The sequence below is a fragment of the Polynucleobacter yangtzensis genome (genome assembly GCF_001595965.1).
Lineage (GTDB): Bacteria > Pseudomonadota > Gammaproteobacteria > Burkholderiales > Burkholderiaceae > Polynucleobacter > Polynucleobacter yangtzensis.
This window is the reverse complement of the sequence record NZ_LOJI01000040.1, coordinates 143,924-163,568: the sequence shown is the minus strand read 5'-3', so window position 1 is coordinate 163,568 and position 19,645 is coordinate 143,924. Positions and strand designations below refer to the sequence as shown.

The window sequence follows — 19,645 nt, the reverse complement described above, 5'->3', positions numbered from 1 at the left end:
AAATGATTGAAAGAATCGTTCGCCTCTCGTTACAGCAACGCCTATTGGTGGTGATTATTGCCATCGTATTGCTCGTTGCCGGTCTACTGGCTACCAAACGACTTTCTGTTGATGCATTTCCGGATGTAACAAACGTTCAAGTTCAGGTTGCTGCAGAAGCCCCTGGAAAATCTCCGGAAGAGGTTGAGCGTTTTGTAACCATTCCTATTGAATTGGCGATGACCGGTTTGCCAGGTTTAATAGAGATGCGCTCTTTGAACCGTAATGGCATTTCCGTAATTACCTTAGTGTTTACTGAAAAAACCGATATCTACTTTGCTCGTCAATTAGTTACAGAGCGATTAATTGAGGTTGCTTCAAGAATGCCGGTAGGTATCACTCCTGTATTGGCGCCTCCATCTACAGGTTTGGGTGAGGTATATCAGTACACAATAGATCATCCATCCGACCGAGATCGTGAGCTTTCAGTGGACGAGCTTTCTGATCGACGTGCAGTGCAAGATTGGATTGTGCGTCCAATGCTGCGCTCTATTCCTGGTGTAGCCGAGATTAATACGCAAGGTGGTTACGCCAGAGAGTATCAAGTCTTGGTGAATCCTGAGCGCTTGCGTCACTATCAAATTAGCTTGCAAGAAGTGTACCAAGCACTTGCTAGAAATAATGCCAACTCCGGTGGCGGTCAGTTGCCAACGTATGCAGAGCGCTATCTGATTCGTGGCTTAGGCTTAATTACTAAGCCAGAAGATATTGGCAAGATTATTCTAAAAGAAGTGAAGGGTATTCCGGTATATGTGAAGAACGTTGCCGAAGTGACGATTGGTAGCGAGATTCGTCAGGGCGCCGCTATTAAGAATGGCTACACGGAAAGTGTTGCTGGCATTATTCAAATGATCCGTGGCGGCAATGCAAGAGAAGTGGTTAATCGCATCAAACTCAAAGTTGAAGAAATTAACGAAGGTAAGTTGCTGCCAGATGGCTTGCAGATCGTGCCTTTCTACGACCGTACCGATTTGGTGAATGCCGCTATGTTCAACGTGGCAAAAGTGCTGGTTGAAGGCGTGATTCTGGTGATTATTTTGTTATTCCTCTTCTTAGGGGATGTGCGCTCATCTCTGATTGTGGTTGCCACGCTGCTGCTCACGCCCTTACTCACTTTCTTGGTCATGAATCGTTATGGCATTTCAGCGAACTTGATGTCCTTGGGTGGCCTAGCCATTGCGATCGGCATTATGGTGGATGGTTCCGTTGTAGTAGTGGAGAACACGTTCGCGAAATTAGGTGAACGCCTTAAAGGCGGTGAATCCAAAAATAGGATCATCTTAGAGGCGGCCTCTGAAGTCGGTAAACCCGTACTCTTTGGTGTGGGCATCATCATTCTGGTCTTTATGCCACTGCTCTCGCTTGAGGGTATGGAAGGCAAGATGTTTGCACCGATGGCGATTACGATCGCTATTGCCTTAACGATCTCTTTGATTCTGTCATTTACTTTATCGCCAGTCTTATGTTCCTACATCTTGAAGGGTGGTGGCGAGGACGATACCAAGATAGTTAAAAAAATGCGCGCTCCCTACGAGCGTTGGTTGCATTGGTGTTTGGCTAACCCTAAATTGGTGGTCAAGCGCGCCATCATTGCTCTAGGTATTAGCTTGGTTGGGTTTGTCATGCTCGGTAAGGCCTTTATTCCAGTGATGCAAGAAGGCTCTATCACTCCTGTGATTGTCCGTGCGCCTAATATTTCATTAGACGAGTCTATTAAATTAGAGTTTGAGGCGATTAAACGCATCATGACTATTCCTGGGGTCGAGATGGCAGTCTCTCGACTTGGTAAAGGCGAGTCTCCTGCAGATCCAGGTCAGCCGAATGAGTCGGATCCGATCGTGACACTCAAGCCTTTAGGTGATAGAGATTTAAGTCAGGAAGAGATTGCGCAACAAATTCGTGAGAAGCTCAAAACCTTACCCGGCATTGAATTGGCAATCTCCCAACCGATTGCAGCTAGGGTAGATGAGATGGTTTCTGGCGTGCGCTCACAAGTAGCGGTCAAAATCTTTGGCGATGAATTACCGGTCTTGCAAAAACTCGGCTCACAAATAGGTCAAGTTTTAACTAAGATGAATGGTAGTAATGATTTACGTATTGAGCAGGCGTCTGGTCAGAACTATCTCAACATCAAGATTGATCGTGATGCGATTGCGCGCTACGGCATTAACGTTTCCGATGTGAACGAAGTTATTGAAACGGCTATTGGCGGTAAGCAAGCCAGCACTGTCTATGAAGGAGAGCGTCGCTTCCCATTGGTACTGCGCTATCCAAGCCCTTACAGAAATAATATTGACGCCATTGAGAATATTATTTTGCATTCTCCGGATGGTGCTCAAGTGCTGATGCGCGACTTGGCTGAAATTTCCTTGGTAGAGGGCCCAGCTCAAATCTCCCGTGAGTCTGGTAAACGTCGTTTGGTTGTTGGCGTGAATGTGGAAGGGCGCGACTTGGGTGGCTTTGTAAAAGAGGCCCAAGAGTTGATTGCCAAGAATGTGGAATTACCTCAAGGCTATACCTTGCAATGGGGTGGTCAGTTTGAAAACATGCAAAGAGCGATGGCTCGCCTGATGATCATCATTCCTTTGACGGTCTTGGCCATATTCTTCTTATTGTTTATGTTGTTTAAGTCACTTCGTTTGGCTGGCCTCATTATTTTGGTTCTGCCATTTGCATCGATTGGCGGCGTGTTTGGTTTATTCATTACAGGTGAGTACCTCTCGGTGCCTGCTGCGGTAGGATTTATTAACTTGTGGGGTATCGCCGTGCTGAATGGTGTGGTGCTGATCTCCTTTATTAAGCAGTTACGTGAAGATGGTTACAGTATGGAAGATGCGCTCCTTCATGGTTGCGGTCACCGGTTTAGACCGGTCATGATGACGGCATCAGTGGCGATGCTGGCTCTGGTGCCAATGCTGTTCTCAGGTGGCCCTGGATCAGAAGTGACTCGTCCCCTGGCGGCTGTGGTGATTGCAGGATTAATCACCTCAACAGCGCTGACTTTATTAGTGTTACCTGTTCTATATAGATGGTTTGAAGACAAAGAGGTGGAAGCATGATGGAAGTGAAGGCGGTTATTCGCCCCAGTAAATTACCTGCTTTACGAACAGCTCTGATGGAGACTCCTGGTTTTCCGGGAATGACGGTCGCTAAGGTGGAAGGCTGTAGTGCGCCATCCAAAACCAGTAAAGCAAATATTAAAGATGAATTGACTGACTACTCAGCAAAAGTACGCGTCGAGATTATTTGTAATGACGAAGTTGCTGAAGTGCTAATGGATCGCATTGTGACGGTATGTCAGACGGGACAAGTGGGCGATGGTGTGGTTTGGTGTACTCCAGTACCAAAAGCATTCTTTATTGCTAAATCAACTGCCTGAGTTAGCTAAAAAGGTCGGCTAACCAGGTTAAGCCAAACCTAAGATTTAATAATTGCTAATGCATCCTTAAAAGATTCATTAGAGGCGTTTCCTAGCCATTCAAAGGCTAGCATCTCAGTAGTAAGAAGTGTTGCTCCAGACGAGCCAAGACGATGAAGGGCAATGTCTCGATCCAGGGATCTACGTGACCCAACCGCATCTACCAAAATAGAAACTTTGAAGTTCTGCCGCACTAGCTCTAAGGCGGTTTGCATTACACATACGTGTGTTTCACATCCGGCAAGAATCAGATGCTCTCTGTTTTTGCATAACGCATCGATGAGGCCATCTTGGCAAGCATCAAAGTGATCTTTTGCTACGGTGGTTTTACATAACTGGGCGATTGCATCCACGTTATGCCCCAGGCTTTGTGGGCTTTGTTCAGTGCCAATAATATGAATATCTAGAAGTTTGGCGATTTTAGCGATCTTGATACATTGCTTAAGAACTTCTTCCCCTTGATGAATGACAGGCATTAATCGACTTTGTAGGTCGATTAAAACAAGGGTCGAGCGGTTTGGGTTTATCTTCACCATCTGTTATGCGATCAAGAGTCTTTGAAGGAGCTAACGCGTAGGAATAATGGTGTGATCAGGGAAGTTGGTTGCCTGTGGCAACCAACTAAGCAAGATGCGAAAAATGCTGAAATTACTTTACCAATAAAACAGGCTGCTTTGCTGAGCTAGAAACGCGCTGAGCAACTGAGCCAACGAGGACATCCAAAATACCGCTGCGACCTTTAACACCCATCACGATCATGTCAACTTTGTCTTTATTAGCCAAAGCAATGATTTCTTCTGAGATTTGACCGCGTTTAATGGCCATATTGTGTTTGACCTTGGCAGCATCTAATACTTTCTGCGCTGGTTTTAATTCTTTTTCGCTTACTTCGCGAAGGTAATCATCTACTACGCTTTTGGCTACGAATTGCTTAACGTGGCCAAGACCAATGTCATCGTGGACGCTGACTAAAGTCACCGTTACAGGGCTGCGGGAATTCTTAGCCATTTTGGCCACATATTTAGCGGCATTCAATGAGGATTTAGAGCCATCCACAGGAAGTAGTACTTTCATTTTTACCCTTTCGTTATTTATGAATTCTTTACTCAGTTTAAGTTAAATATAGAGTGCCTACAATGGTTTCAGGCTACCTTATGGCCTGTATGGCCGAACAGCTGCTTCAAGGCCAAAGGCATCCTTCTTTTCCTCAAATTCTTCGATCTGCTTGCGAAGATTGGTGACTTGCCTGCAGCTCAGTTTTCTAAGCTTTTTGGAGTCAATCCCATAGGTATCTACAAGACGTCTACGGCGAGCGCTACAGATCTGAAATCGAATAATCCAAAACAAAGCAAATAATGCTGGGGAGAGTAGTAGAAAGATAATGGTCATAAGTTCATCTTATGCCTATTTGTATGGCATGTCATGCAAATGAGCGCTTGATAAATTCACTCAAGAATTTACAAGGAGTGCTATTACCCCAGCAAGTGCTGGCTCAGTAGCTTGGTTGCTGGAGAATGGTTAATCCCCGCCTTAGTTGCCACTAATAAGTTGCGTTTTGCCCACGCATCTTCTAATTGAACTACCTTCAGACCCATAGCCTTAATTTGAGCGGCGCAGGCCTGGATAGGTAATACGCCAATGCCCAAATTGACAGCAATCATTTGGCACATCGCATCGTAGCTACGCACCTGAATACGTATACTCATTTGCTTGCCCAGCCTCTCGGCGCTACGAGATGTGAGCTCTAGTAGGGAACTTCCTCGATTCAGTCCTACAAAATCATATGCTAGACATTCTTCAAATGAAATACTTTTTCTTTTGCTGAGAGGGTGGTCTTTACTGCAGGCAATCACCAACTGGTCTTTGCCCATAATGTGAGTTTCTAGTCCGGTGGTTATAGGCCCTTCAGCAAAAACGCCGATATCGGCAATACCATCCATGAGTGCTCTCACGATGTCGCCGCTGAGTTGCTCCTCTACTTCGACTTGTATTTCTGGGTAGTCTTTTAAAAAGCTTGCTAAAGCTGATGGCAGAAACTCCGTTAGAGCAGACATATTAGCCCAAAGTCTCACATGACCTTTGACGCCTTTGGAATATTCACCCAACTCATTACTCAATTGTTCAAAACCTTGAAACAATCTCAAAGCATGCTGCATGACTGCGTGACCAGCATGTGTCAGCGTGACCCCTTTGACCGATCGATCCAGGAGAGCCATGCCGACAGTTTCTTCAAATTCAGATATCCGTCTACTGGCTGCTGAAAGGGCTAGGTTGCATTCACTTGCGCCCTTGGTAATGCTGCCAGATTGAACAATGGCGCAGAATAGCTTGAGGGTAACAAAGTCGACTCTGGCAGGGTTTAGCGGGGATTTCATGGGGTGATTCTACCCATACCTTCGCAAAATCAGAAGGATATGCCTATAAATAGCAATTTTCAGCCTTTATGAAGAAGGGTAAATTGTCATTAAAGCAATTCAGGGGAAAGTATGGAGCCGTTAGCAAAGTTAAAGGTCGTTGAGATGGGGCAGCTCATTGCTGGACCATTTGCTGCAAAAACCTTGGCGGATTTTGGAGCTGATGTCATTAAGATCGAGCCGCCTAAGGTTGGTGATGCTTTGCGTAAATGGCGACTGTTAAAAGATGGCACATCAATTTGGTGGCAAGTGCAATCGCGCAATAAGCGTTCACTCTCTTTGGATTTGAGAGAGGCAGAAGCTCAAGACATTGTCAGAACCCTGCTAAAAGAAGCGGACGTATTAATTGAAAACTTTCGCCCTGGAACATTAGAGGGTTGGGGTCTTGATCCAGAAAAATTACTCGAACTCAATCCTAAACTGATTGTTCTGCGTATAAGTGGTTATGGGCAGACTGGCCCTTACAAAGATAAGCCTGGATTTGGTGTCGTAGCAGAAGCCATGGGTGGCTTACGTCATCTCACCGCTGAGCCTGGCAGAGTTCCAGTCCGCGTAGGCATCAGTATTGGCGATACCTTGGCATCCTTGCATGGTGTGATTGGTATTTTGTTGGCACTGCAAGAGCGACACAGCAGTGGCAAAGGCCAAATCATTGATATCGCTTTATATGAGGCGGTATTTAACTGTATGGAAAGCTTGCTGCCTGAGTACAGTGCATTTGGTGAAGTGCGCCAGGCTGCTGGCAGTGCCTTGCCAGGCATTGCGCCAACCAATGCCTATCAATGTGCTGATGGCGGTTATGTATTGGTTGCTGGAAACGGCGACAGTATTTTTAGACGCCTCATGACCGTCATCGGTCGAGATGACTTAGGTAATGATCCGCAACTAGAAAATAACGATGGTCGTGTTAAACGTGTAGCCGAACTAGATCAAGCAATTGGTGAGTGGACCAAGACAGTCAGCACTACGAAGGCATTAGAGATGCTCGACTCCGTTGCAGTCCCTGCCGGCAGAATTTACACCGTTGCTGATATAGCCAGTGACCCTCATTACAAAGCCAGGGGAAATATTCAGACTATTCAGATGCAAGATGGAACTAAGGTGGATGTGCCAGGAGTTATTCCTAAGTTGTCTCGCACTCCAGGATCGATTAAGACGCTTGCCCCAGACATCGGTCAGAACACCGATGAGATCTTAAAGAGCATCGACTTAAGCAACGATCAAATCGCCTCCTTAAAAGAACGCGGCATTGCATTTACGAAGTAAATAAAGCAGTAAAAAAATAAAAAATAAGAAATAAGAAATAAGAAATAAGAAAAAGACAAAGACGCAAATAAAAATAAAGTAAAGAAAAAACATGACCAGAATTTATTTTAATGACGTAGTAATGAGGGATGGCTTGCAGATTGAAGCTAACTTTGTGCCAACAGACGATAAGGTGAAGCTAGTCGACGAACTCAGCGAATGTGGCTTTGCCAAAATTGAGGTGACCTCATTCACTTCGCCTAAGGCAATTCCTATGTTGCGTGATGCAGAGGAGGTCATGGGTCGTATTAAGCGGGTGCCAGGAGTGGAGTACACCGTATTAGTGCCCAATTTACGAGGTGCAGAGCGTGCCTTTGAGTCCAAGGCTGATGAATTTAATCTCGTGATGTCGACTTCAGAGACACATAACCTCGCTAATCTACGAATGGGTAGAGAGAAAAGCTTCGCTGGGCTTGCCGAAGTGATTAAATATGTTGATGGCAGAACACCAATCAATGTTTCACTATCGACATGCTTTGGTTGCCCTATGGAAGGTGAAGTTCCTCAAGCAGTGGTTGAGCAATTTGCACAACGCTTTGCTGATCTCGGTGTAAGGGGGTTAACGATTTGCGATACAACGGGCATGGCCAATCCCGAGCAAGTTAAACAGATGAGTGAGGCGTTGCAAAAACGTTTTCCTAATTTGCAGCTGACCTTGCATTTCCATAACACTAGAGGTATGGGTCTAGCTAATGTTTTGGCCGCAGTTCAATCTGGCATTGTGCGCTTTGATGGTTCCTTGGGCGGTCTGGGTGGTTGCCCATATGCGCCGGGAGCAAGTGGCAATATCTCTAGTGAAGATGCCATTCATATGCTTAATGCGATGGGCTATGACACTGGAATAAATATCCCCAAGTTATTGCAGCTTGCTAAGGAGTTGCCAAAGATTGTTGGGCATGAGGTACCAGGCCAAGTAGCTAAGGCGGGTAGCAGTTATACATTACATCCAGAGCCAGACTACGTAGATGAATTACGTCGTGCTCAATAAGCGGAAAAATAGATCATGATTGACCATTTAGATCACTTGGTGCTCACTACTGCTAATGAAGCAGAGTGCGTAGATTTTTATACCCGCGTTATGGGAATGAAGTTAGAGTCTTTTATTGGCGGTACGCCGCCAGTAGAGCGTAAGGCATTTAAGTTCGGCAATCAAAAAATTAACCTACACATTAAAGGTAAAGAGTTTGAGCCCAAAGCTGATATTCCAACACCTGGAGCATTGGATCTTTGTTTTATTGCTGATCGCCCACTTACGCAAGTGATTGAAAAGCTCAAAGCTGAAGCTTGGCCAATCATCGAGGGCCCTGTGATTCGTACCGGAGCAACGCAAAAGATTAACTCTGTGTATGTGCGCGATCCCGATCAAAACCTCATTGAAATTTCTGAGCTTATTTAATCATGGCCAACCACTCGAATTCAGAGCCCGAAAAAGAAGCTCCAAAGACAGAAGAGTTAGGGCAACAGCAAGCAGGTACCCCTGACCAGCAGGGCGAAATTCAGCAAAGCTCTTATAACTCCAGAAAAGCAGGTAAGAGCAAGCGCGAAATCATGGAAGAGCTATCCCGCGCGCGCTTCCCCTGGGACGAATAAACACCAATTCCCTGTAGAACAATATAATCAGCTGATACACAAATTACCTAAAAAATACTACAAAAGGGACGAAACAAATGAGCAATAAATTAAGAGTAGGCTTTATTGGCCTTGGTATCATGGGTCAAAGCATGGCGGGGCATTTGTTGGCTGCCGGGCACCCTTTAAATGTATTTAATCGTTCAAAAGCCAAGACCGATGATTTGGTTGCTAAAGGCGCTAAGTGGTTTGACACGATTGGCGATCTTGCTGCTGAGTCTGATGTCATCATCACGATGGTGGGTTACCCATCGGATGTTGAAGAGGTTTACTTTGGTGCCGGCAATATTTTGGATCGCGCCAAGAATGCCTATCTCATCGATATGACAACTTCTAGTCCATCTTTGGCTAAGAGAATTGCAGAAGAAGCAGAAAAACGTGGTTGCCATAGTTTGGATGCGCCAGTATCTGGTGGCGACATGGGCGCACGTAATGCCAAACTCTCCATCATGGTGGGCGGCAAACAGGCTGACTTTGATGCAGTGCTCCCAATTTTGAAAATCATGGGCCCGAATGTGGTGTTGCAGGGCGGCCCTGGCGCAGGACAGCACACTAAGATGTGCAACCAGATTGTGATCGCCGGAACCATCATGGGTGTAGGCGAAGGTTTGGGTTACGCTAAATCAGTGGGCCTTAACCCTGAAACAGTAATGGAATCTATTGGCGGCGGCGCTGCATCTGGCTTCCAGTTGATCAACCTAGGTGCAAAGATGATTGTTGGCGACTATGCCCCAGGTTTCTATGTAGAGCACTTCTTAAAAGACTTGGGCATAGCATTAGAAGAGGCTGAAAAGGTCAAGCTGGAATTACCAGCACTAGCCTTGGCCAAAAAACTCTACGATGAATTAGTCGCCAAAGGGTGCTCACGTGATGGAACGCAAGTTATCTATACGCGCTACATCAAGTGAGTCAGATTTAGTAGTGGTGCCTAGTTGTTAGATAAAGCCACCTTCGGGTGGCTTTATATTTAAGTTAGTTAAACCCGAGTAATTTCGTTATGTATTCGGGCTAGCCATCCTAAGGGCGCATACTTAAGCTATGAATAAAGAATTAATAGTAATTAGAATTTGTTTATTAGCCGCATCTTTGGCTTTATTTGGTTCGGTTAATGCAGCAACCCCGCAAGAGCTTTTAAAAAGCTATGAGGCTCAGTCTGGTAAAGCATCTCCAGCCAGAGGTGAGCAGTTTTTTAATGCTAAGCATGGTAAAGAGTGGAGTTGCGCTTCCTGCCACGAGAATCCACCCAATCACGACACTAAGCACATTGTTACCGGCAAGGTCATTAAGCCTTTGTCACCTAACGCTAATCCAGCACGTTTTACGGATGAAGCTAAGGCGGAAAAGTGGTTTAAGCGTAACTGCAATGATGTCCTGGGGCACGACTGTACCGCTCAAGAAAAGGCGGATGTTCTTGCCTGGCTAATGACTATTAAGTGATGCATTCATGAAAAACTTCTTTACGTTAATAGCAGCTGTTTTGGTAGCTTCTCCGGCTTTTGCGGCAAAGATGCCTATGCCATCAGATATGCCTAAGTCCTATGAAGCTGAATGTGCCAGTTGTCATATGGCCTATCCACCAGGATTGCTTGGCGAGAAGAGTTGGCAAAATGTCATGAGCGGCCTGAATAAACACTTTGGCACCGATGCAAGCCTTGATGCAAAAGATCAAAAAGAAATCTCTGTCTGGCTGCAGAATAATGCTGCCACTAAGCAAAAATATAACGTAGTAGCCCCAGAAAATCGCATCACCAAAACTTCTTGGTTTATTCGTAAGCATGATGAGATCAAGGCCGATGTTTGGAAGAGAGCGGGCGTTAAAAGCCCAGCTAACTGTGGAGCCTGTCACATCACAGCAGCTGAAGGCATCTTTAGTGAAAAAAGCATTTCTATACCCGCCAAATGAGCAATAAACAAACCATCTTGGTGTGGGACATCCCCACGCGTGTTTTTCATTGGCTGCTAGTAATTTGCTTTGCTGGCGCATGGCTTACCTCTGAGAGTGAGCGCCTGCAGATGATTCACTATGCGTTTGGCTATTCTGCTTGTGCTTTGGTGCTCTTCAGATTGTTCTGGGGAATAATGGGTACAAGATACGCGCGCTTTACCCAATTTCTCAAGGGCCCAGCAGAAATGATGAAGCACGCTAAGGGCCTTTTGAGCGGTGACCAACACAGTACACCTGGGCATAACCCAGTAGGCGGCATCGTGATGGTTGGCCTCATGCTATTGATTCTATTAATAGGTCTCACTGGCTACTTCAGTGTGAAAGAATTTTTAGGCGACTTAATGGGTGAAGCGCATGAAGCAATTGCCAGCCTAGCTTTAGCAGTAGTTGTGGTTCACGTTGCCGCTGCGATCATTATGAGCTTGCTCCAAAAAGAGAATCTAGTGAGATCTATGGTGACAGGTAAAAAGCAGGGCCTGCCAGAAGAGGCGATTCGGTTTCCTCAGTATTTGATCGGGCTCTTGCTTGTTCTAGGCTCTATCTACTGCTTTTATATGATCCTGACAGGAGCTGTTCCTAGTCTTACTCAGTAAGATCTACGGCAATAGGCTACCAGTAGGTATATCTGCTATATGGCGATATCACCTCAAGAGACAAAGCCACCAAATAGGCATAGAATTAAGAAATGAGAAAGATATGTATCGCTCTTTGCCTAAGCCTATTTGCCAGCTTGATTCATGCGGCAGTGATGCCTATTGAGCAACCCGTTTCTCAATCATCGGTTTCCCAAACCCATCATCAGGTTGCTGCGGTTGATAACTCTGCCCATCATTGTGATGATGTGGCTAGCAATGCATCGGATAGCAATAGTAAGCAGCCTTGTCATGGCGATAGTTATCAATGCTGCTTAGGATTGGTATTTATTTCCCCCCTTTGCAGTAATGGCTCCTGCGGATTTCAATGCAATACCAGTCTCTAGCTATTCTTCATTGGCACTTCAGCCGATGATCAACTACATCTACAAGCCTCCAAAATCCTAAGCTCCATTTGCATTACGCATGAGCTTGATTTGTGATTGCTAATCACACACTAATTTTGGAGAAATACTATGAATATGACTCACTACATGGAGTTATTGGCTGTTAATCAGCCTTGGAATTTAATTATCTTTATGGCCATCCCAGTCATTCTGGCGGAGACCTTGGCTATTACAGAGTTATATCTACTGTTTACCCGAAAGTTTGATGGGGCGGTTTATTACCTCAATCGATTTGCAGGCATCGCAGTAGGTATCTACTTTATTGGAATCATTTACTACATCGTAGCTAATGCCATCATCCCCATTACTAAGGCAGGTGAGTGGAGAACGATCATTGACGTAATTGCCGTATTTACTTATGTCATTGCCGGTCTTCCATTAATTTGGATTGCCTTACAAGAGTTAGGTCTTGTTAATAAAGCACTTGATCAAATGGGTAAGCTCAAAATTCATGCGATATGTGTAGCTCTATTCTTGGTATTTGGGCATATCGCTATGATTGCCGGTATGGCTGACCCTAGTATTCTTGGCTATAAGGGCGCGGGCACTCATCAAATGAGCGGGTCCAATGACTACGAGCATTGTGATCCTGCAATGCACCAACAGATGATGGGCGATCATCAAAAAATGATGAATGGAAGTGCGCCTTCTTCTCCAATGCCTATGGGAAACCAAAGCCATAAGCACTAATAGCAAGGTGCTCCGATGGACGTTAGATAACTAGATTTCTCAATAAGGCCCTCGAATGAAAGTTCGGGGGTTTTTTTCTAGTCAGTATGACTACCCATCTTTTTTTGTGGAAAAGTCTAGCCTTGATTAAGGTATATTGATTTTGATTCATTGATAAAAATAGGAGAACACATGAACCGCGAACTATTTGAAAAAGGCTTAAAAACACGTAAAGAGGTTTTGGGTGCTGAGTATGTAGAGACTTCATTAAAAAATGCAGATGACTTCAATATGCCAATGCAAGAATTGGTCACAGAGTACTGCTGGAATGAGATCTGGAATCGTCCTGGGCTTGAGAGAAAGACTCGTAGCTTCTTGAATTTGGCAATGATTGCTGCCTTGAATCGTCCGCATGAATTGAAATTACATGTTCGTGGCGCTATTAACAATGGCATTACCAAGGAAGAAATTCGAGAAGTATTTATGCAAGTAGCCATTTACTGTGGCGTACCTGCGGCTATTGATAGTTTCCGTGTGGCTAAAGAGGTCTTTAAAGAGATGGGAATCTAATGAGGCCTGTAGTTTTAAGGCTATTGTTAGTAGTAGTGATTGTTCTCTCTGGATGCGCACATCTATATAAAACGCAAATTCATGATGTCGTCTATCTGTCAGACTCTCAATTTTCTCAGATTCCTGATGGGGATGTGCGTGTCAATAGTGCAAGTGGTAAGCCTTATGTAATCACTCAACAGCATTTCCAGAACCTTCTGGCAGTTAGAAATAAGATCGTTCCTGTACAAGGGCAATATATGCAAATTGCCCTGGTTGATTCAGATTTTCATACCTTGCTATTGCTATCGCATAACGGCAAGAGTTATGTGGCAATGAGTCTTGATTTTCTCAATATCTTTGGAGCTGATGAAGAGTCTTTGGCCGCCGCCATGAGCCATCAATATGCCCATATTGCCGCTGGCGATAATGCTGATGTTCAGGATAGTAGAGAAGTAAAGTATTTCGTGACTAAAGAAATTGTCAGCACCGGGGTGTCTCTTTTTGCAACTGCTGCTGGTGGGTATGGTGCGGGCGCTGCAATTGATGAGGCAAAGCGTGTTCAGGATAAAGGGATTGAAGATCAGGTAAATCCTTTGGGTATGAAGTGGCTGATAGATGCCTCTTACTCACCATGTGGTTTCTTGAAGATTCAATATGTTATGGATAAAAATTCTGCCGTTTCTAGTGCACTTACTTATTTATATACACACCCTGGAATTGATGATCGCGTGAAGCTGGCAAATCAGTACTTAAAAGAAAATAAGCTTGAGTGCAATAACCTAACGCCTGACCCATCAGCGGGTATTGTCGGTAAATCCGGCCGACTTCCTCAGCAATAATATTAGGCAATTGTCGTAATACATTATTGGGTAGTGGTATCGGAAAATTTAAAGTGTTGCTCCCTAAAATCGCCTTTAAAGCCGCGAAATGCGATAATTGAGTTAGTTAAAATTAAATGCATTGGTAACAAGTTATCTTACTTAGAAAAAGGAATTCTGATGAAAGTGAAACTATTAAGTGTTTTAGCAGCATTGGCCCTGGCAGCTTGTGCTGCCCCAGTGACTCAGCAAGAAATTGCGCAAGCTAAGTTTTCTTCTCAACCCAATCAGGCAGCTATAGACAAAGAAGTGAATACTTATATCAAGTCTGCCGTCAATAATCCTGAAATGGCAACAAAAGAATGTTCTCCTCCACGTAAGGCATGGGCCAGGGCAATTGCTTTTGAGAAACCAAAATTTGGCTGGATGGTAGTGTGCGATGTTAAGGCAAAAGACCGCTCTAGCGGAGATACCACTATGAAAACCTATATGTTCTTGTTTACCGCTGACGGAAACTATACCTATGATCCTTCCTCATTCACAAACATCAACAACAATGTGCAGTTTTTGGATCTGATTAAGTAAGTCGATTCAGTTGATCAAATAAAACCACCCTTGGGTGGTTTTATAGTTTATAAAGTTAGAGAAACTTGCCTAGGAGCTCCTAATGGTTTGGTTTTATCTTGCTGTTGCCATAGCGGCAGAAGTTATGGCAACTACTGCCCTCAAATTTAGCGAAGGCTTTACTAAAATAATGCCATCTGCGCTTGTGGTGGTTGGATATGCTGGGGCATTTTATTGTTTATCAAAGGTCCTCAATCAAATCCCTATTTCTGTCGCGTATGCGATTTGGTCGGGTGCAGGTGTTGCGCTTGTGGGTATCGTGGGATGGATTTGGTTAGGGCAAAAACTAGATGCTGGCGCCTTGATTGGAATTGGCTTAATCATTGCTGGGGTATTGGTAATCAATATCTTTTCCCAGTCGGTAGCGCATTAATTTTTTTCCTAATTTGAGAATATCTTGAAAAAATTTCTTGAGCTTACGGATGATCAAATCAGACAAGTATTTGATATCTGCAGAAATTTGGGGATTTGTGGCGCAGTTTTTATAGCAGCCGAGTGGGAGCTTTCTCAAATTCAATCAATCTCATCAATGATTGATGTTTTTAATGCGCTAGTTTTTGTACTTCTAATCTTGGTTGGTATTTGGTTGTTTTTGATAAATCAAATCCAAGTATTCAAAAAACTTAAAGACGGAAAAATTTTTGGGGTGAAGTTGTTATTACTTGGTCATATCTATAACTTGGTAGCAATTACCCTCATTGTTTCTATATTCTTGCATTGAAGCACCGATTTTTCTGAAAAACCTTATAACTAGGTATCGCCTTTCGAGATGCACAGTCTCTACCAGCGTTCACCATCCTGACTCATTACGGTCCAATAGATTAACCATTGAGTCCAAACAGTGACCACATTTACACCAGCCCCAAAAGAAAAAGCCCCTAGATTTCTCTAGAGGCATTTGTATAACTGGTGGGTCGGGCGAGATTCGAACTCGCGACCAACGGATTAAAAGATTTGGGATTGTAGGTAAACAGTTTTTAAGACATTAATCTAAACCTGTCTAGAAAGTACCGCGATATCGGCGGCTAGTCATGTGGGTTTGATTGGCGTGAGCAGGAGGTCAATTGGTTTCGACAGGAGCGTCTCGATAAGTGACGGTTGGTGTTGATGGTTTGTCGGGTAAACCGACAAATAGGAAAGGTTGCTCATTACTCTAATGTTTTCTGTATGAGGCGATCATTTTGCATCAAAAGATTTCCTCCAATGAGTTCAACACGAGACTGCCATGCTTGTGCAAGATTGAGAGGTAGATGCTGAGAGAGGACTTCAAAAAATAGCGCCTTCCAGTCCTCTAGGAGTTCTTGTGTAAAGCCTGCAGCGAAGTGCTTATTTACTGGGTCGTACTTATATGGGCTGTTGGGTATTCCGCCTAGCACTACCCACCAAAACTCGGCAATTTTTTCTTTGTGCTCTTTCCAGTGAGTCACAATTGAAAACGGCTTAGAAAGGGTGGGATGGTTTTGAATGCGATCATAAAAATCATCAACCACCTCATCAATCGACTCCCGCCCAATTTGGTGGGCTAAAGGAGTGCGTTCTGATGGTTTAACGAGGCTCATGAGTAGAAAAATCCATGAGCGCCAAATACCGATATGACTAAGGTAGTTAGGCTGAGCACCAGAATGATCGAGTGAACAATTTGGGTTTTACGTAAGTTCATAATGCTGTGACCATCCTTGACCATGCGACCATGGTTTTTTAAGATGAATGGCTCAATTACAAAAAGCGCTACGAAGAATAGCAGCCAAACAAAAACCATTGCATGCATCCAAAAGAATTGAAGTTGTGAAAATCGACTCCAAGCATCCAATTTGTGGACCATATAAAAACCCGAAATACCTGCCAACAAAACCATTATTCTGGCTATAGAAGCGAATCGATTCTCAACAACATTAAAGATAGTTAGTCGATCCTGTTGAAATGATGATCGCCTTAATATGGGTATGAGTACTATAGTGACAAAGCTTACCCCTCCCATCCAAATGACTACACTAAGGATGTGTACCGCTCTTGCTATAGTTAAGTCGCTCATAGGCTTGATTTACATGGATATTGGAGTTTTTATTATCCCCTTCTATTGCTTGCGCTGTCTCGAAAAATCTGTCATCACTAATCACTACTTCGTTGCGGTTTATAAGGTTATCCAAGGGTAGGAAGTGTTTTGGTTTTAAGGATATGCATTTATTGCTATGATTTGCAGATCTTCTTAACAAAGGCTTTGCCATGACTCAATCTTCCCGTCGCAATTTCTTAAAAACTTCTACTGTTGGTATGGCAGCAGTTGTTAGCCCCCTAGCCCTGGCTCAAGGCGCAGTTCCATCTAAGCAGGTTATTGCGCAAGTAGAGGCATTGGTAGCCAAAGCCGATATGCAATCGACTGCTAATTGGAATGATGGTTTAGTTCATCCAGCACCCTACAAAAATCCATTTGCCCAAGGAAAAGAGCGGGGTTTGGCCTTGGGTGGTGGTGGCACACCTTTGATTGCTTGGTATGTGGGATATGCAACAGCACTAAAAAAGGGCGGTGTTGATTTGAGCAAGACTGATGTAGCTGTAGGAACTTCGGCTGGATCCATCTTTGGCGCCATGCTCACAGCGGGTCATTTGTGGCGTCTTGCTGATGAGATTGATTTGTTTGCAGACTTTCCAAAGCTGCTGGCAGAGATGATGCCAGCAGTGCAATTTAACTCCTCCCAGATTAGAGCGCAGCAAGCTGAGCTTTCTGTGCGCGATGGATCTTTAGCGTCAATTCAGAAAATTGGTAAAGCGGCCATGGCCTCATCAAATCCGGATGGCACATCAAAGCATTACAAGGTGATTGAAAAGTTATTGACCACTACAACCTGGCCTTCTGATGGCATGTTTACTACGGCAGTAGATTGCTTTACAGGACAACGCCTTCTGGTCTCTAGATCAAGCAATGTTCCCATTAATGTCGCCTGCGCTGCAAGCTCTTCTGCACCAGGTCAAGTGGGCCCTACCTTTGTAAAAGATAGGCTCTGTATGGATGGTGGAATGAGTCAAAGTAGCACCCATAGTGATGTGATCGCGGGGGTTAAGCGAGCAATTGTGATCTCACTGGGTGACGGAACTATAAACGAGCAAAAACAGGGTCTACGCTTGTCAACCTTACCTAACAACATTAATCAAGAAATAAAAGATTTAGAAAAGGGCGGCACAAAAACTAAACATATCGTTGTTGGGTTGCCGCCTGGCCTGTCAAAAGTAGAAAACTTACTAGATCCCAAGTGGATTGCACCATATCTAAAATTTGGAAATGACAGAGGTATTGCGGATATGGCAATGATGAAAACATTTTGGCTTTAGTGATCTGAGCGTCCAGAAATTAGACGTTTGAAAGGCATCAAGCTGTTTACTAGCAAATGAAGCAAATGAAGCAAAGGGCAAAATGAATTTTTTTAGATACCACTGGTTTGATATTGCTTTAGTGTTTGTGGTAATACTTTCAGTAACGCTTTTCTTAACTCAGCCAACGGGCATGTCATTGCTTCTATGGCTTAGTTTGGGCTCACTTTTTTTGCACCAAGTAGAGGAGTGGCGCTACCCAGGATACTTTCCGGGAATGGTCAATATAGCGATGTTTCATAGCGATGCGCCAGATCGTTATCCATTAAATGCTAATAGCGGAATGTTAGTAAATGTAGTTTTGGGTTGGGGCGGCTATCTCTTGGCAGCGTTACTCTGGCGGCATGCGCTTTGGCTGGCAATTGCTACTATTCTGGTTTCAGTGGGAAATATCCTGGCACATACCATCATTTTTAATATCAAAGGAAAGACTTTTTATAACCCAGGGTTAATAACCTGCTGGCTATTTTTTGCTCCCATTGTTTATATATTCTTTGATCTAGTCATTTCGCAAAATTTGGCAACACGATCTGACTGGTTCATTGGAATAGCGCTGGGTATTACTCTTAATTACTTTGGCATTTACAAAATGATCATTTGGTTGGCCGATAAAAAGACGCCTTATATCTTTCCGAGGCGCTTTCTATTAAGGGATGGCAACTAGATCTGGGCGATCGTTGATAACTCATTCAACTTGAAATCAACTATTTTCTTAGATATTTTTGATGCGAGTATCTTCAAATCACTATCTAAGTGAATTGACCTGACTCCAGGCCACCAAGAAACATTAAAACCACCAGGGGATGATTTTATATTAGTGGCGCTCGTGATGTCGTTTTAAGCGACATCAACTAGCTTTACTCCTCCAGCAAACTTCTGAGCATCCAAGCGGTTTTCTCATGGACGTCTTGCCGCTGAGTCAGCAGATCTGCTGTGGGTTGATCATTTGCTTTTTCGACTAACGGAAAAAGTTTACGAGCGGTTTTTGCGGTAGCTTCTTGCGCTTTGACAAGATGCTTGACCATATCCATTGCCTTTGGGACCCCCTCAACTTCCTTAATTGAAGTGAGTTTGGAGAATTCTTTATAAGTTCCAGGCGCAGGCTCCCCGAGCGCCCTGATGCGTTCTGCTATTAAATCGAGAGCGGTCCACTGTTCTGTATATTGAGCCATGAACATCGTGTGAAGGGTATTGAACATTGGCCCCTTCACATTCCAATGAAAGTTATGAGTCATCAAATACAGGGAATAGCTATCAGCCAAAAGCTCGGATAGTCCCTTGGCAATTGCCTTGCGATCTTTTTCGCTAATACCAATGTCTATGGCGTTCTTAGTTAATTTGGTGCTCATAATTTATCCTTCATTAGAAATGATGATTTATATAACGGTAATATTCACTTCAATATTGCCACGAGTGGCATTAGAGTAGGGGCAAACCTGATGAGCCGTATCAACTAAGTCTAGAGCAACGTTTCTTTCTAAGCCAGGTAAGGCTATAGCCAATTTGACAGCAATACCAAATCCTTGTGGGATTGGACCAATGTCAACACTAGCGTCAATAGAAGCATCATTAGGCACTTTTACTTTTTTAATCCAGCCACATGCTTAAGTGCTCCCATAAAGCAGGCCGAATAACCAGCCGCAAATAATTGCTCTGGATTAGTTGCCGTGCCGCTCCCACCCATTGCTTTTGGTGGTGCTAGATCGATATTGAGCAAGCCATCATCGCTAATTGCTTTGCCATCCCTGCCACCAGTAGTGTGAGTATGGGCGGTGTACATGACTTTTTCGAGTTTATTCATAGTGGGCTCCTTTGTTTGATGAGCTA

The 19,645-nt window shown here is 44.1% G+C and carries 26 protein-coding genes and 1 pseudogene; 19 read left to right on the top strand and 8 right to left on the bottom strand.

The genetic code is table 11. The features are described from left to right. Nucleotides 1-2 precede the first annotated feature (2 nt). Nucleotides 3-3,098 (top strand): efflux RND transporter permease subunit, encoded by a 3,096-nt coding sequence (locus tag JaK3_RS09665; RefSeq protein WP_068324204.1) that lies wholly within the window; start codon nucleotides 3-5, stop codon nucleotides 3,096-3,098. Next, the gene (locus tag JaK3_RS09660; RefSeq protein WP_068324201.1) at nucleotides 3,095-3,418 is read left to right on the top strand and encodes a P-II family nitrogen regulator; all 324 of its coding nucleotides are present in this window, start codon (nucleotides 3,095-3,097) and stop codon (nucleotides 3,416-3,418) included. Before JaK3_RS09665 ends, JaK3_RS09660 begins: the two co-directional genes overlap by 4 nt. A 38-nt stretch (nucleotides 3,419-3,456) precedes the next feature. Here the strand turns inward: JaK3_RS09660 and JaK3_RS09655 are convergent, their stop codons facing one another. From JaK3_RS09655 to JaK3_RS09640, 4 genes are all read right to left on the bottom strand, one after another. Next, nucleotides 3,457-3,993 (bottom strand): isochorismatase family protein, encoded by a 537-nt coding sequence (locus tag JaK3_RS09655; protein ID WP_068324198.1) that lies wholly within the window; start codon nucleotides 3,991-3,993, stop codon nucleotides 3,457-3,459. 112 nt (nucleotides 3,994-4,105) lie between these two features. Further along, on the bottom strand, nucleotides 4,106-4,531 hold the full coding sequence (locus JaK3_RS09650) for a universal stress protein (RefSeq protein WP_068324195.1): 426 nt from the start codon (nucleotides 4,529-4,531) through the stop codon (nucleotides 4,106-4,108). A 78-nt stretch (nucleotides 4,532-4,609) separates the two neighbouring features. Beyond that, complete coding sequence (locus JaK3_RS09645; RefSeq protein WP_068324192.1) at nucleotides 4,610-4,846, bottom strand: hypothetical protein; 237 nt, start codon at nucleotides 4,844-4,846, stop codon at nucleotides 4,610-4,612. 83 nt (nucleotides 4,847-4,929) lie between these two features. Beyond that, nucleotides 4,930-5,832 carry a LysR family transcriptional regulator gene (locus JaK3_RS09640; protein WP_068324189.1) on the bottom strand — a complete coding sequence of 301 codons (903 nt, stop codon included), beginning with the start codon at nucleotides 5,830-5,832 and terminating at the stop codon, nucleotides 4,930-4,932. Between the two features lie 111 nt (nucleotides 5,833-5,943). Here JaK3_RS09640 and JaK3_RS09635 point away from each other — a divergent pair, with 111 nt between their 5' ends. The 15 genes from JaK3_RS09635 to JaK3_RS09570 all read left to right on the top strand — a co-directional run bounded on the left by JaK3_RS09635 (nucleotide 5,944) and on the right by JaK3_RS09570 (nucleotide 15,173). After that, entirely contained in the window at nucleotides 5,944-7,137 is a 1,194-nt protein-coding gene (locus JaK3_RS09635; protein WP_068324186.1) for a CaiB/BaiF CoA transferase family protein, read from the top strand. A gap of 91 nt (nucleotides 7,138-7,228) precedes the next feature. Next, the gene (locus tag JaK3_RS09630; protein ID WP_068324183.1) at nucleotides 7,229-8,164 is read left to right on the top strand and encodes a hydroxymethylglutaryl-CoA lyase; all 936 of its coding nucleotides are present in this window, start codon (nucleotides 7,229-7,231) and stop codon (nucleotides 8,162-8,164) included. A gap of 15 nt (nucleotides 8,165-8,179) precedes the next feature. After that, entirely contained in the window at nucleotides 8,180-8,572 is a 393-nt protein-coding gene (locus JaK3_RS09625) for a VOC family protein (RefSeq protein ID WP_068324180.1), read from the top strand. Nucleotides 8,573-8,574: 2 nt separating this feature from the next. Next, nucleotides 8,575-8,766 (top strand): hypothetical protein, encoded by a 192-nt coding sequence (locus JaK3_RS09620; protein ID WP_068324177.1) that lies wholly within the window; start codon nucleotides 8,575-8,577, stop codon nucleotides 8,764-8,766. A gap of 77 nt (nucleotides 8,767-8,843) precedes the next feature. Further along, nucleotides 8,844-9,713, top strand: coding sequence for an NAD(P)-dependent oxidoreductase (locus JaK3_RS09615; protein WP_068324174.1), 870 nt, complete (start codon nucleotides 8,844-8,846; stop codon nucleotides 9,711-9,713). 130 nt (nucleotides 9,714-9,843) lie between these two features. After that, nucleotides 9,844-10,242 (top strand): DUF1924 domain-containing protein, encoded by a 399-nt coding sequence (locus JaK3_RS09610; RefSeq protein ID WP_068324171.1) that lies wholly within the window; start codon nucleotides 9,844-9,846, stop codon nucleotides 10,240-10,242. Between the two features lie 7 nt (nucleotides 10,243-10,249). After that, nucleotides 10,250-10,708 carry a diheme cytochrome c gene (locus JaK3_RS09605; protein ID WP_240480932.1) on the top strand — a complete coding sequence of 153 codons (459 nt, stop codon included), beginning with the start codon at nucleotides 10,250-10,252 and terminating at the stop codon, nucleotides 10,706-10,708. Then, the gene (locus JaK3_RS09600; protein WP_068324168.1) at nucleotides 10,705-11,343 is read left to right on the top strand and encodes a cytochrome b/b6 domain-containing protein; all 639 of its coding nucleotides are present in this window, start codon (nucleotides 10,705-10,707) and stop codon (nucleotides 11,341-11,343) included. Before JaK3_RS09605 ends, JaK3_RS09600 begins: the two co-directional genes overlap by 4 nt. Nucleotides 11,344-11,435: 92 nt before the next feature. After that, entirely contained in the window at nucleotides 11,436-11,729 is a 294-nt protein-coding gene (locus tag JaK3_RS10645; protein ID WP_150114266.1) for a hypothetical protein, read from the top strand. A 129-nt stretch (nucleotides 11,730-11,858) separates the two neighbouring features. Then, nucleotides 11,859-12,479 (top strand): DUF6803 family protein, encoded by a 621-nt coding sequence (locus JaK3_RS09595; RefSeq protein WP_082786427.1) that lies wholly within the window; start codon nucleotides 11,859-11,861, stop codon nucleotides 12,477-12,479. Between the two features lie 171 nt (nucleotides 12,480-12,650). Further along, nucleotides 12,651-13,028 carry a carboxymuconolactone decarboxylase family protein gene (locus JaK3_RS09590; RefSeq protein WP_068324166.1) on the top strand — a complete coding sequence of 126 codons (378 nt, stop codon included), beginning with the start codon at nucleotides 12,651-12,653 and terminating at the stop codon, nucleotides 13,026-13,028. Next, nucleotides 13,028-13,849, top strand: a complete 822-nt coding sequence (locus JaK3_RS09585; RefSeq protein WP_068324162.1) for a M48 family metallopeptidase — start codon at nucleotides 13,028-13,030, stop codon at nucleotides 13,847-13,849. Before JaK3_RS09590 ends, JaK3_RS09585 begins: the two co-directional genes overlap by 1 nt. A 159-nt stretch (nucleotides 13,850-14,008) precedes the next feature. After that, a complete protein-coding gene (locus tag JaK3_RS09580; protein WP_150114265.1) occupies nucleotides 14,009-14,413 on the top strand; it encodes a hypothetical protein in 405 nt (134 codons plus the stop codon). An 82-nt stretch (nucleotides 14,414-14,495) separates the two neighbouring features. Further along, nucleotides 14,496-14,825: a DMT family transporter gene (locus JaK3_RS09575; protein WP_068324156.1), complete on the top strand. Its 330-nt coding sequence runs from the start codon at nucleotides 14,496-14,498 to the stop codon at nucleotides 14,823-14,825. Between the two features lie 24 nt (nucleotides 14,826-14,849). Further along, nucleotides 14,850-15,173 carry a hypothetical protein gene (locus JaK3_RS09570; RefSeq protein ID WP_068324153.1) on the top strand — a complete coding sequence of 108 codons (324 nt, stop codon included), beginning with the start codon at nucleotides 14,850-14,852 and terminating at the stop codon, nucleotides 15,171-15,173. A gap of 427 nt (nucleotides 15,174-15,600) precedes the next feature. Here the strand turns inward: JaK3_RS09570 and JaK3_RS09565 are convergent, their stop codons facing one another. Beyond that, the gene (locus JaK3_RS09565; protein ID WP_068324150.1) at nucleotides 15,601-16,011 is read right to left on the bottom strand and encodes a group III truncated hemoglobin; all 411 of its coding nucleotides are present in this window, start codon (nucleotides 16,009-16,011) and stop codon (nucleotides 15,601-15,603) included. Next, a complete protein-coding gene (locus tag JaK3_RS10935; RefSeq protein WP_068324145.1) occupies nucleotides 16,008-16,484 on the bottom strand; it encodes a DUF4149 domain-containing protein in 477 nt (158 codons plus the stop codon). Before JaK3_RS10935 ends, JaK3_RS09565 begins: the two co-directional genes overlap by 4 nt. 191 nt (nucleotides 16,485-16,675) lie before the next feature. On the opposite strand from JaK3_RS10935, the gene JaK3_RS09555 reads away from it, so the two are divergent. Continuing rightward, nucleotides 16,676-17,779 (top strand): patatin-like phospholipase family protein, encoded by a 1,104-nt coding sequence (locus JaK3_RS09555; RefSeq protein WP_068324142.1) that lies wholly within the window; start codon nucleotides 16,676-16,678, stop codon nucleotides 17,777-17,779. A gap of 82 nt (nucleotides 17,780-17,861) precedes the next feature. Further along, entirely contained in the window at nucleotides 17,862-18,482 is a 621-nt protein-coding gene (locus tag JaK3_RS09550) for an HXXEE domain-containing protein (protein ID WP_068324140.1), read from the top strand. A gap of 193 nt (nucleotides 18,483-18,675) precedes the next feature. Here the strand turns inward: JaK3_RS09550 and JaK3_RS09545 are convergent, their stop codons facing one another. Beyond that, a complete protein-coding gene (locus JaK3_RS09545) occupies nucleotides 18,676-19,167 on the bottom strand; it encodes a Dps family protein (protein ID WP_068324137.1) in 492 nt (163 codons plus the stop codon). Between the two features lie 27 nt (nucleotides 19,168-19,194). Next, a pseudogene (locus JaK3_RS09540) lies at nucleotides 19,195-19,619 on the bottom strand (organic hydroperoxide resistance protein). Between the last annotated feature and the right edge of the window lie 26 nt (nucleotides 19,620-19,645).